This is a genomic window from Fibrobacter sp. UWB10, assembly GCF_900182935.1.
Classification (GTDB): Bacteria; Fibrobacterota; Fibrobacteria; order Fibrobacterales; family Fibrobacteraceae; genus Fibrobacter; species Fibrobacter succinogenes_O.
Genome location: NZ_FXUE01000001.1, coordinates 219546 through 232882 on the forward strand (window position 1 = coordinate 219546; position 13337 = coordinate 232882).

General features: G+C 48.6%; 10 protein-coding genes. 4 read left to right on the forward strand and 6 right to left on the reverse strand.

The features are described 5' to 3' along the window. Positions 1-178: 178 nt before the first annotated feature. Both QOL41_RS00880 and QOL41_RS00885 read right to left on the reverse strand, forming a co-directional pair. Entirely contained in the window at positions 179-823 is a 645-nt protein-coding gene (locus QOL41_RS00880) for a hypothetical protein (protein ID WP_283428274.1), read from the reverse strand. Between the two features lie 2 nt (positions 824-825). Beyond that, entirely contained in the window at positions 826-1722 is an 897-nt protein-coding gene (locus QOL41_RS00885; protein ID WP_283428275.1) for an aspartoacylase, read from the reverse strand. 111 nt (positions 1723-1833) lie between these two features. Between QOL41_RS00885 and QOL41_RS00890 the strand changes: the two genes are divergently transcribed. After that, positions 1834-2328: a DUF4823 domain-containing protein gene (locus QOL41_RS00890; RefSeq protein ID WP_283428816.1), complete on the forward strand. Its 495-nt coding sequence runs from the start codon at positions 1834-1836 to the stop codon at positions 2326-2328. 130 nt (positions 2329-2458) lie between these two features. Continuing rightward, entirely contained in the window at positions 2459-4033 is a 1575-nt protein-coding gene (locus QOL41_RS00895; protein ID WP_088627462.1) for a hydroxymethylglutaryl-CoA lyase-like TIM-barrel protein, read from the forward strand. Between the two features lie 260 nt (positions 4034-4293). Here the strand turns inward: QOL41_RS00895 and QOL41_RS00900 are convergent, their stop codons facing one another. The 4 genes from QOL41_RS00900 to QOL41_RS00915 all read right to left on the reverse strand — a co-directional run bounded on the left by QOL41_RS00900 (position 4294) and on the right by QOL41_RS00915 (position 10401). Next, complete coding sequence (locus QOL41_RS00900; RefSeq protein ID WP_283428276.1) at positions 4294-5103, reverse strand: hypothetical protein; 810 nt, start codon at positions 5101-5103, stop codon at positions 4294-4296. A gap of 74 nt (positions 5104-5177) precedes the next feature. Then, positions 5178-7700 (reverse strand): hypothetical protein, encoded by a 2523-nt coding sequence (locus tag QOL41_RS00905; RefSeq protein WP_283428277.1) that lies wholly within the window; start codon positions 7698-7700, stop codon positions 5178-5180. Further along, a complete protein-coding gene (locus tag QOL41_RS00910; RefSeq protein WP_283428278.1) occupies positions 7700-8962 on the reverse strand; it encodes a hypothetical protein in 1263 nt (420 codons plus the stop codon). Before QOL41_RS00910 ends, QOL41_RS00905 begins: the two co-directional genes overlap by 1 nt. Before the next feature lie 224 nt (positions 8963-9186). Beyond that, positions 9187-10401 (reverse strand): sensor histidine kinase, encoded by a 1215-nt coding sequence (locus QOL41_RS00915; RefSeq protein ID WP_283428279.1) that lies wholly within the window; start codon positions 10399-10401, stop codon positions 9187-9189. A 200-nt stretch (positions 10402-10601) separates the two neighbouring features. Here QOL41_RS00915 and QOL41_RS00920 point away from each other — a divergent pair, with 200 nt between their 5' ends. Further along, complete coding sequence (locus QOL41_RS00920; protein WP_173653197.1) at positions 10602-11456, forward strand: sigma-70 family RNA polymerase sigma factor; 855 nt, start codon at positions 10602-10604, stop codon at positions 11454-11456. A gap of 104 nt (positions 11457-11560) precedes the next feature. Continuing rightward, positions 11561-13336, forward strand: a complete 1776-nt coding sequence (locus tag QOL41_RS00925; RefSeq protein ID WP_173653196.1) for a S41 family peptidase — start codon at positions 11561-11563, stop codon at positions 13334-13336. The last annotated feature ends 1 nt before the right edge of the window (position 13337 follow it).

Below are 13337 nucleotides of genomic sequence, written 5' to 3' on the forward strand. Positions count from 1 at the left end.
CTCGGTGAAAGCCTAACCGCTAAGTGAACATTCCGGAACGGCCATGTGAGCGTGCGGTTTAGGCTAAGCCGAGGCTTAAGCGAGGGGACAACAGCCTAAGGCGAGCATCGCGACAGACCGCTAGCGGGCTGGCATGATCGAGCCGAGCTGTTGGGACTTTAGTCCCATACTTTCCCCTTTAACATCTGCTATTAAGAATTCCGTAGTCGCGGCCTTCCACCGGAATCACCAACTGCAACTTCGAAAGCACATCGATATGCTTGTCGAATTCGGCCTTAAAGTCTTCGCCGAGTTCTTCTTCGTCATCGTGATTCAAATTGTAGGCAATGTAGCTGCCGTCCGGGAAAATCGAAATGCAGCAATCCCACGTAATGTCGCCTTCCTGTTCTTCTTCGTCGTCTTCGCGGTCCTTGCTTTCAAGCATCAGCATCGGGCGCGGTGCCGGAATCGCTTCGGCGTGGCCGTTTTCGAAGATAAAGTAGTTGCGGCTTACCAGTTCGTGTTCCAGCGCCATCGTCGAAGGCGTACGTTCGAACTCGTTGCGGAGTCTGCGGATATTTCCCAAGTCGTCTTCATACGGATCCTGGAAATCCTGCGGCAGCACGATCTGGTAGTAGTCAAATTCCTTACCGCTCCTGGCGTAGGTATCCTGCCATTCCTGCGGCGGTTCCGGACGTAACGTCAAGAAGTCCTCGAATGCATCCAAAATATCCGAAAGGCGGGAATCCCACGGTTCGTTTTTCTGGTTCTGCACCAGTTCCATGAAATTCTTCAGGCGTTCTTCGCCCGAGATTTCCTTCATTTCTTCATTTTCGTCTGCCATACTTACCACTCCTCCACTGTTTTCTTGGTGAGGCTCATCGCGATATCCTTTTCGTAGTACGCAGGCTCGCTAATGAAAATCGGATACACCGGGCTTTCGCCATGGTACAAAATATCTTCGCCATCGAATGTGCGGAACAACTTGTCGCCGTCATTGAGTTCGCGATAATCCTTGCCCAGCAATTCCGGGTGAATCATCGCTTGAATTGCTCCACCGCCCTGCGGCTTGGGGTAACCCAGATCCTTAAACTGCGTATAGACATCTACCTTAATCGGCGGGCGTTTTTGCAATTCGCCGCGGTTCCATTCCTCGGCCAATTCCAGGTAGCGTTTCACCAGGCGTTCCGATTCCTCGAAAATCGCGGCATCCAGCGTTCCATGCTGTTGCGGGCCGATCTCAATACACACATCCGCCTTCGCCACCGTTCCAAAATACGGCGAAGCAGAGCGTTCTTCCGGCTGGTAATAAATCCAGGCATTCTTGAATTCCTGAGTCAACACCGCCGAGGCGCGCATCGTAAACGGGTCTCGCGTCGACAGAATCAAGCAATAGCCCATATTCGAACCCGTGTTGTGCACATCCAGAATCAAATCCGTCTTGGTAGCATCTCCCTTCGGGCCGTACAAAGCATTCAGTTCCTTAGCGCGGCGGAATTCATACAGCCGCGAATAAACCGTCACATCCAAACAAGTCTGCGAAAAGGCGCGATTCAAGTCATGATCGCGATAGCGGCGATTCAAACGCACCGCCTCAGGATTCGAAAGCACCAAATCGACCTTGGCGCTACAAAGCGAACTGTAACATTCGGGGTGTTCCATCCATTTCTGGACCAAGCGCACGCCCGTCCGTTCGTTACCATGGGTTCCCCCGGCAACGACAATGGTATTAATCAAACTCATACTGTAAATATAGCAAAAGCCTCTAATTTCGTTAAATATCTATATTTAAAGTCCCCCAAAGGACTTATTATGCACAAATTTATTCTTCTCGTTTTCGCCATCGCATTGGCCATGATTACAACCGGATGCTCTGCATCGTACCATCACACGTTTCTGAACCCATCGCCCAAAACGCTGTATCCGCAATCGCGAATTCTTTTGGTCACCCCAGCCAACGGAACATACGGCAGCATCGTCTACGAGACTTCGGGTACAGATGTCATCCAAGCTCTTTCCAAGGAACTGCAGCGTTACACCAGCGCCATTTCGATTATTCCGGTTCCCGTAACAATCGATCAAATTCTCGACAAGGATCTTGAGCAATTTGACTATGTGATCATTCCGTACATTATGCATTGGGAAGACCGTGCCACAGGTTGGTCCTTCATTCCGGACCGTATCGAGGTCCGCTTCGAGATTTTCAACAACCAGCGTCAGCTTATAGACACCTATCTCATTAACGGTCAAAGCGCACGCATCGTTTGGGTCAGCAGGCAGCCCGACTCGCTACTTCCCAGACCAATTCGTATCATGCTGCAAGAACTTTTCGGCAACGTCCTGCAATAACCCATTTTCAAGTTGGATTTACACCTCATTTACCTTCCTGAACCCGACTTTCGACTCCTTACTTTTCTAAATTTACCCCCGTATTTTATTGTACAGTAAAAACAAGGGATTTATCCCACAGGAAAACACTATGAAAAAGATCAAGTTCCAGGATACCTCGTTCCGCGATGGTTTCCAGTCTATTTTCGGTGCTCGTGTCTTCGCTAAGGACTTTATGCCCGCTGTCGAAGCAGCCGTCAAGGCCGGCATCACCCACTTTGAAGCTGGTGGCGGCGCCCGTTTCCAGGCCCTGTACCAGAACTGCGGCGAAGACGCTTTCGACATGATGGACGAATTCCGCCGCGTTGTAGGCCCGAACATCCGCCTGCAGACCCTCGCCCGCGGTATTAACGTGGTGGCCCTCGCTCCGCAGCCGCGCGATATGATCAAGCTCCATGCCGACATGTTCAAGAAGCACGGCATGACCCGTATTCGTAACTTCGACGCCTTGAACGACGTCAACAACCTCATTTACTCCGGTAAGTGCATCACCGACGCCGGTCTGGAACACGAAGTCGTCGTGACCATGATGGAACTTCCTCCGGGATGCGACCTCAACGCCGCTCACAACCCGGAATTCTACGAACGCATCCTCCGCAACATTTTGGACGCAGGCGTTCCGTTCGCTTCCGTTTGCTTCAAGGACGCTTCTGGTACCACGAACCCGACTAAGGTTTATGAAACCTTCAAGCGCGCCCGTAAGCTCCTCGGCGACAAGGTCGAACTCCGCATTCATAGCCATGATACCTGCGGTACCGGTGTGGCCCAGTACAAGGCTGCTATCGAAGGTGGCGCTGATGGCGTTGACCTCGGCCGCAAGCCGCTTTCCGGCGGTACGGCTCAGCCCGACCTGTTCTCCATGTTCCACGCCCTCAAGGGTACGGACTACAAGCTCGCCCTCGGTGAAGACAGCATCGTCGACGATCACATTCCGGAACTCATGGAAGCCAACAACGTCGCCGTTGAATGCCTCAAGGACTACAACTTCCCGCCTGAAGCCCGTCAGATTACGACCGACGTGATCTTCAGCCCCATGCCGGGTGGCGCTCTTACCGCCAACACCCTCATGATGCGTGAAACCAAGACCTTCCACCTGTTCCCGAAGGTTATCGAGAACATGAGTGAATGCGTCCGCCGCGGTGGCTTTGCTTCTTCCGTGACGCCGGTTTCTCAGTTCTACTTCCAGCAGGCTTACATGAACACCTTGAACCAGGCTGCAGGCCGCGGTACGTGGTTCAAGATGACCGAAGGCTACGGCAAGATGCTCCTCGGTTACCAGGGTAAGACTCCTTGCGAACCGGATCCGGAACTCGTGAAGATCGCTGCCGACCAGTTCAACATGAAGCCGTTCAAGGAAGCCTATCCGGGCGTCCAGTGCGCAGAAGAAATTCTCGAACCGGGCATTCCGAAGGCCAAGGCTCTCCTCGAAGAAAATGGTCTGCCGGTTACCGACGAAACCATCTTCATCACGGGCTGCCTCCAGACGAAGGCTGGCAACAAGGGTATCGAATTCCTCAAGGGCAACCGCCACATTGGCGTGCCGAAGAAGGACCCGAACGCTGCTCCGGCAGTGGACACCAAGAACATGAAGGCCGGCGCCGCAAGCACCTACCGTATCGCTCTTGGCAACCAGAGCTGGGACGTGCAGGTTCAGACCCTCAAGTAATTTGTTGCGGCAATCGCCGTTCTACAAACAAATTAGAAAGAGCCGTGGTTCAATCCACGGCTTTTTTATTTCGCCCCAGTTTAACAACTGGGGCTTGTTGCTCACGGGAGACCGCTCGGCTCTTATGCTAGACGGGGACTCCGTCTTCGCCTCGCTCTCGCAACCACGCCTAGTTAATACTAGGCGCTTGTTGCTCACAAGCAAAAGTTCCCGGCAAAATGCCGGGAACTTCTGTTTTGCTTTTTTACGGGAGTTTATTACTAGAATACGAACTGTTTGCCGACAAACAGGGTCAACTCCATCAAGTTTCCGTAAGCCGCTCCACCGAAGAATCCACTCGGGTGCGTATAAGTCCACTTGATAGAAGATGTCCAATCATCGATATCGCCTTTATAGAAAATATCCATTTCAGCAACCAAGTTACCATATTGACCTTGACGCCCTAAATACGAGCCAAGCCATACAGAAGAAACAACTCCGACACCATTGTTTTTGTCAACGTTATCGACAAGATTGTCTTCACCTAGTTTTTCTCGCATATCATCGTAGTCAGAACCGCCCTGGAACATCTGAACGCCCGCAGCGGCACCGAAAATGGCATAGCCGACATTGAAATCAGCACCCACAAGGACACGTTCCTGCACATTCCAGAAGCTATAGCTATCCGAGCCTTCATCTGATTTTAGCCAATCAGCATACTTTTGATCGAACGAATTGCTTTTATCGCAGTCGCTGTTTTTGTCGCAACCAAACTGGAGCGAACCTCCAAAAGCGCCCACAGCTACATTCGCAAAAAGTGGAGAAAGCTTTCCACCCAAGCGATAGGTAACACCCACATTTCCACCGCCCGCATTCAAGTCTTCTACATTGTAGGCATTACCCGTATGCCCGTAAAAGCCCGATGCAGCCAGCGAAATCTCTTGCGAGGCACTATCAGGATTCGCCCGATGCGTCAAGGGTGCAGGCATAAGCGTTGCGCCCATGGATCGTGCAGTTGGTTGAAGACACCCAGTAAGCGCAATCGCCATAACAGACAACCCCGCCAGCGGAATCATTTTTTTCATCATCATGGTTTCTCCTAAAAACGCGGCATGAACAACCCCATACCGCAAAGAAAAATAAGATTATCGCCTAAAATTCGGCCCTATTTTGCAAAAATTCTGTACACAGAACAAACCTCATCCGTTTTCACGCTGGCAAAGACCAATCTAGATGCAATTTTGCGATGATTGTGCGTAATTTTGGCATCGACGATGTCCGAAAGCGGGATTTCTTTCACCAAGAAATTTCCATCGACATAAGCGTTGTTACGCAGCAATTCTATTCCATGGGAATAGGAATCGAAATAAACTCCTGTTCCCTGACATGTGCCGGGCCAATAATAGACTAGCAACTTATTATAGGAATCTAGACTCTTTTCTCCGTTTAGATTCAAATAAGCGCCTTGATTGTATTTTTGATAATGCAGTGAAACCCCAGAACCCAGCGCATCACTATACGGCTTTACAGAAACCGCCGAAGTCCACGGAACAAATTGATAGGAGCTCGGATAAAGATTTTCGCTAACAGATTCATATTTCTTGTCAGAATTTTCAATTGTTCGAGTCAAAACAGGGTTAGAAACCGTTACATTGCCACCATCTGAATTCAGGACCAAACGAATCCAGCGATAATTCTTGAGGGAACCCTCACCAGCAGGGAGTTTCCAATATATACGATGTTTTTTCCCATCTATAGCAACACTCTTTTCTTGCAATTGCAACTGAGTATTGCTTGCCAAAGATTTAAGCAACAGAACTTCAGCCTTCACCCAAGAGCCCTTCGAGCTGTTAACCGTAAATTCAACTTCAAAAGAAGCTCCTTCCGGCAAATCACTTCCATTATTAAAAGAGGCCACCTTATGCCATCCGGCGGGCACATCAAATGTCACCTTTTTATCTTGTTCTGTCGCATCTGCATTGTAATCATAACGGCTATAGGCAAAAGATTTCTTTTGAACGTAACCGCTAGTCTTCAAGAATGCAGGCATTTTCGACTGGTCGATGCAATCCGTTCCCGGCGCAAAATACCAAGACAAGTTTTGATTGCGGAATTCCTTGCTCGTTGAATCATAGTCAAAATTTGCAAGTTCACAAAGAACTCGCCACATATCGACTTGCAAGCCCGCAATAACAGACGTATCCGCCTTCATATTCTCGCTAGGCAATTCAATATGCCTGCCGCTAATGGCTTCATTATAGCGCGGGTGCGTTGCATCTACCGCATAAACCGCATCACCCGAGCTTTTTGTTCCAGGCAGCATAAACGGAAAACCGGAATGACTTTGAGTAAAAGCGCAATTATCCTTCATGGCAAGCGTCCCATTGCAATTCAAATCCATGGCACTTGCCGTCGGAATAAAGGTGCTATTCTTTTGTATCAGGGTATCTTCATCCCAACTCGTTTCCAATTCAACAGGGAAAATCGCAATATTTTTAGTCATTCCCGTCGGCATTGCATCAAGCATTCCTTCGCGCAAGCCCTTGTACATGGTTTCAGCAAAGGGATACGTGCTGCCCTGAATAAAATCATACGTAGCAGGCTCTACAGGAGTATCTTCTACGATATCCCCCGGGAACTGATATATTCTATTCTTGGCAATTTCCTTTTTGCCATCGGTATAAGAATAAAGCTTACTTTCTGCACGGCCATACGTACCGCCCAACTTATCCGCATGCCTATTCAGCACAAAATAGGTATCGGAATGCACAGGAATATTTCCTTTTAATTGTCCTTGGGCAACAAGTATTGCAGGGAATCCCTTATATTCGGCAGCCTTGCGATATTCACCAAAAAGGAATCGTTTCGTAGACGTGTCTACTTCATACTTGTAATCTGTACATTTATCATCAATACACTTTTTCTGATGCAGTAATAATCCGCTTGCCCCCGGGCCTTCAATCAAATCCTTGAAAGCTTCCGCCTCGGCAGAGCCTCCTTCTTCAGCCCAGAAATTAATGGTATAATAAAGGGACAGCGGCATAACGGCACCCTGATGCGGCGAATCCAAAGACGCATACAAACGAATGGGTGCATCCGTTTTCTTATTTCGCTTGCTATCGTACAAATACGCCGCATAACGCCCTAAAATACCGCCTTGGCTTACACCAAGCACGACAAATCCATCGGTCAGCTTATTTTCAAAGCCAAAAAGAGTATTCGAATTCATAATACGCAAAACACTCGCAAGCGTTTGCGCATTTTCTTCCAAAGACCTTGTCACCGATTCCTGAAGCTTCACAAGAACAGGCGTATAGCCCAATTCTACAAGCGGATCTACAATACCAAAACGCTCCACTTCGTCTTGCATATCACTTAAAGTCCGCCTTTCGTCTGTACCAAGGTAAATTCCATCAATAATTAAAAAGGGGCGGACTAGATTAAAATTGTACTTTTGCGATTCGTCAACCTGAGGGTTCAAAACTCTCGCGCCCGCCACCATCTGCGAAAGCGTACACGATTCCCCCGCCGCATCTAGATGCGACATCACATGCGAATTCAGTTTTACAATGCATAGGTTATCGGCGCTACGATTTTTGTCCTTAGCGAAGAACAAATCCATGTATTCTCGTGCCGCAGAAAACGATGCGCAAACCAACAAAGCTAAAATAAACGACAAAGATTTCATTACTTTACCTCCACGAATAAAGTTTGGTTAATGGTTACGCCGCCTTCGGAAAGTCGAACTTTTATTGACTGCACACCAGCCGAGCTAAATTCAATCAGCATTTCGGATTTCGGTTCTAGCGTTTGCCATTTATTCTTCGTATAGACTTCTACCGTCGGCAACGAATTTCTATTCGTGCATATAAAATAGGGGTCATAGAAAATCTTGAGCATCGACCCGCGCACACTTGCCGAAGGCAGACCCGTCTGCAAAATCCGGGCATTCATCATTTGTGAGCTATTGCATGCACTGTCAGAACACACGCGGTAAACGTAATCCACATTGCCAATCAGCAAGGGCATCTCGCGATTATCCCTTTCTGCGGCACGTTCATTCGCTTCGTAGAACAGTCCCTTCGGATTAGCAATCACGCTATCGCGCAGACGATTCCGATCAACGAAATACATGTTGCGGAACCAGCCGTTGCGAGACTTTTGCGGAGTCAAATCAGTCCGAGTCAGGAATTCTTCAATCAGTCGATGTTCCTGTTCGCTCAGCACAAAATCTGCCCGAGTAGAATCCGCCAATTTTCGGCGTTTTTCATCGGAATACGCCGCCGAAGTCTTAGGTGCAGGCGTACTCAAGAATTTGCCTTCGCGGTATGGAGTTTTCGGGTCCAAATCGCTATACGGATATACATCTTTTTCAGCATCGCCGGCCAATGTTTCCGACACGGCGCAACTAAGCGACACATCATCAATAAAGAGTGTCGTGTATTGGCGCGCAGGCACATCAAAGAGTCCCACGCCAATATGCGCAATTTTTTTGGCAGAATTGCCGACAAGTTCTGCCACTGGGACCTTCAGCGAATGCGTCTTGTCCGCATCAAGATCAAAGAATTTGATACCGCTATTGCCGAAATCGCCTACCAGCCAAATACCGAACTTGCTTTTCTGCGTAGCACGCACCTTCAAGAGCACGTTCCCGGATTGGACGGTTATGGGTAACTTATTCAGCGTCAAAAGCCCCGTCCAATCCCCCGCCTTGCCTTTCATACCAGACAAGCGGATATAAGGCGGGGTAAGCGCCTCCCTTTCGCCCGGGTTCATTTCGCCCCAATTAGCGCGCCATTCCGGCGCTTCCGGGAACGTCATGTTCGTCGTTTCCATTTTACCTGCTTCGCCATTTTTATACAGCGAAACATCATTACAGACTTGTGCAAAACTTGAAAGAGACAATACAGTCCCAATCAAGGCTGCACACCTTGACATCCTATTTTTCATAGGACCTCCATTTTTAAAAGATGTTTGTTGAACTCCCTAGCATTCGCTAGACAGGATATAAAAAGCCATATAAAAACAAAGCATTAAACAGGATAAAAAAATACACCTGTGGCTAACAGATGTATCTAAAAAACTATTTAATTGCTCCGAACCGAATTATAGATAAACAAATTTTTATTGTAAAGACGTCGTTCGGAATTTTTCAAAAAAAGTGTATACAGCGTTTACACAGAATCTCTTTTCAATTCCACTTTCAATTCTGTTCTATATATATCGCCCTCTACGCCTGCCTTATATTGATAGTGTCCGCTATACATGAGTTCCAAGCGTTTCTTGAATGTCGTAAGCCCAAGGCCGCTCGCATTCGGTTTTGCCTTGCGCGGGAAGTTGCTGTTCTCGCTGACAAAGCTAAGTTCATCTCCCTTCTGCACAATCTTAATATGGGCAAAACTTTTCCCGTCCGGATTCACGCAATGTTTCATCGCGTTTTCCATCAAGGGCATCATCAACAAGGGTTCCACTTGGCAATCCGGATTTTCCAGTTCATATTCAAACTTGAAATCAAAGGAATCGTCATGTCTCAACTTTTCAAGTTCCGCATACTTTTCCAGTATACCAACGTCTTCTTTAAGCGAAATATACTTGTCGCCAGTCTGATAAAGCATTACGCGAATCAGCTGTGAAAGTTTCGTCATACTTGTTTCCGCAAGATCCGGGTCTATGCGAATCAAGCTTGTAATGTTGTTCAAAGTGTTAAACAAAAAATGCGGCGAAAGCTGGTTTTTCAAGAACTTGAGTTCGTATTCCAAAGTCGAACGTTTCTTTTCGCGCAAGACAAACGCCCTGATAATCAATCTCGAAAACATCGAAATCAAAATACACACAAAGCAAATGAGCACAAGCGCAATCATGAACACAAAGACTGTCCAGACAGAAAAATGCCCGCGCCCGGCACCCGCACCAAAACAATAGTTGCTAAAGAATTCAACGACACCTTCATCCGCCTTACGCTGGATCAAGAAATAGAACACTTCACGACCTATCAACGAGATAAAAAGCAACAAGGCATTGCCGGCAAAGAACAAGGCATAGCGTTTTCTAAAGAAACACTTTGGAACAAGGTAACGCTGATTCACCAAAAAGGTCAAGAAAGTTGCCAAGAGCGGCAAATAGTAGGTTGCAAGATTGATAAACGACACCGGCGTCAACGGATAAGTCGGATCTAGCAACAAAATCAGCGGGAACAGCAAAATGAACATCCAAATCAGGATAATCAGCGCAAACATCGGAATCGGATACTGGGCATCGGTCTCATCGCCCATAATTTCGATCAATTCTCGCTCGCTTTTTTCGAATTGAGCCTCTTGAAGCTCCGCAAAACGTTCATAATTGCGGCGTAAAAAAGCCCTTAAGGCGGATTTTGCGTATTTTGTCGTCATTTTTTCCTCTTGCAAACACAAAAATAGCCCTTATTTAGGCAAAAAAAAGGGCGTTATGACAAAAACGTGACAAAAGTGCCGTTTTTTTTGACGAAATTCACAAATAACTTTTGCGAACAAAGACATAATCCGTGACACTTCAAAATGCAAAAGGAGGTAGATTTACGAATGTAAACGAAACAACAAGCAACGAGGTTGATATGACAAAGAATACACACGTTCGTGACGACAGGGATGTTTATTTCCAGTATCTGAACGATATTTCTAAATATCCTCTGCTTACTAAGGAACAAGAAAAGGTTGTTCTCGCAAAAGTCCGCGAAGGCAGCCGCGAAGCCATGGACCTGCTCGTCAAAAGCAACCTCCGCTTCGTCGTAAACATCGCAAACCTTTACAAAGGTCAGGGCATCGATGTGAACGAGCTCATTAATGAAGGCAACATGGGCCTCATTGAAGCCGCTCGCCGCTTTGACCACTCCCAGAAAATCAAGTTCATCAGCTATGCCGTTTGGTGGGTTCGCCAGAACATCACTCGCGCCATCGCAGAACGCGGCCGTTTGGTCCGCATCAGCGCCGAAAAGGAACTCGTGCTCCGTCGCTTCGCCAAGAAGGGCGGCCAGATGCACCAGGTCGTTGGCGGCGGTCTCATGCTTGACCCGAAGAGCCTCGAAGGCGTTAGCAAGTACAAAGCCGACGACATCGAAAAGATCTTGATGATGGGTAACAAGTCTACGTCTCTCGACACCCCCGTTGGCGAAGACGGCGATATGACTCTCGGCGACACCATTGCGGCTCAAGAATTCCGCACCGATGAACTCGCTGAAAAGAACAACCGTTCCAAGCTCTTTAACAAGGCGATGAACAACAGCCTTTCCGCCCAGGAAAAGGAAATCATCAAGCTCTATTTCGGTTTCAAGATGGATTCCGACCTGAACTTGAAGGAAATCGCCCCGATGGTCGGCCTTTCCAAGGAACGCACCCGCCAGCTCAAGGATTCCGCACTCGAAAAGCTCCGGAATGAACAGCTTGCCCGCGTTTTGAACGACGCCGCCTAATTTTGACCTTTTTTCTCTCTCTCCTTATATTAAAAACCGGCCTTTTGGCCGGTTTTTTCCGTTTTTATTAGTCAAGCAAACAAATGAAATTGTATTTTTAAAGCATGAATTTCAATATGCTGAACTTTCGAACCCTTTTTGTAGCCGGTCTTTCGGCTCTGTGCCTCACCACAAGCCCGCTTGCAGCAAGCGACAAAAAAGATCCTCCTGGAGATTTCTATAACGAAGTTTCGCGCCTGAACAAGGTGCTTTCCGAAGTGAACCGCAAGTATGTCGAAGATGTGAACCCGACCGAGCTCACCGATGCGGCATTGAACGGCATTCGCAACATTCTGGACCCGCACACCACCGTGTTCTCGCCCAAGGACTACGAAAGCCTCAAGGTTTCGATGGAAGGTAAATTCGGCGGCGTGGGCATTACTATTAGCCTCCGCGACAATATTTTGACCGTCATTTCGCCGCTTTCCGGCACTCCGGCTTTCCGCCTGGGCATTCGCGCCGGCGACCGCATCCGTAAAATCGACGGCAAGGACACCAAGGGTCTTTCCCTCGACGAAGCCGTGAACAAGCTTCGCGGTAAAATCGGCACCGACGTGACCGTTTCCATTGAACGCGAAGGCGTGCCCGACCTGATGGACTTTACCATTACCCGTGCCGAAATCATTGTGCACGCTGTGCCCTACTATGGCATGGTCACCAAGGATATCGGCTATATCAAGCTCGCCACCTTTAGCGACAAGACCACCAGCGACGTGGAAAACGCCCTCAAGGTCCTGCAGAAGAGGGGCATGAAGAAGATCATTCTCGACATGCGCTACAATCCGGGTGGACTTTTGAACCAGGCTATCGAAATCAGCGAATTGTTCCTGAAGCAGGGCAATTTGATTGTGAGCACCCGTGGCCGCACTCAAAAGACCGAAAGCCACGCCCGCAAAAACGGCATTGTGAAGCCTGAAGTGCCGATGGTCGTTCTTTTGAACCAGGGTTCTGCCAGCGCCGCCGAAATTGTATCGGGCGCCCTTCAGGACTGGGACCGCGCTCTGATTATCGGTAAAACATCCTTCGGTAAGGGTTCTGTGCAGACGATTTTCCCGCTGGACAACCAGGGCAACGCCCTCAAGCTTACGACCGCCTTCTACTACCTGCCCTTCGGACGCTGCATCAACAAACCCGAAAACGGCATCAAGGGCCTCAAGCTCTTGGAAGAAGAATACGCCGAAGAAAGCGAAGGCAAAGCCGATTCCACCAAGAAGGACACCGCCAAGGTCGATACATTCTACACCCATAACGGCCGTATGATGTTCGGTAGCGGTGGTATATCCCCCGACGTAGAAGTGGAACTGTCCCCAATGCCCTGGGTCGTGCAGGTTCAGGAACGCATGGCCATGTACTTCAAGTTCGCCGTCAAGATTCGCCCGGATCTCGAAAAGAACAACGTGAAGATTGACCCCAACTGGGAAGTTCCCGACAGCCTGTTCACACAGTTCCGCGACTTCTGCATGAAGGACACGAACTTCACCAAGATTAAGAGCAATGCACTGGTAGGCGTGGACCAGCTCGAAAAGAGCATTATCCGCGAACAGAACTACATGGGCGATAGCGCCAAGGTAGTGAGCGACACCGCTCTCGCCAAGCGCATTGCAGACATGCGCAAGGCTCTTGAAAACAACCGCAACGCCCAGTTCGACGAAAACAAGCAGTACATCAAGGACGGCATCAAGCGTGAACTCTTGACCGCGTTCATCAACGATTCCGTAAGTACCGCCTTCTCCTTGAAGCAAGACAAGCAGTTGAACGAAGCTATCAAGTACCTGAGCGACATGAACCTTTACAAGAAGGCTATCAGCGCTCCGGCCAAGAAGGGTTCCAAGAAGAAGTAGG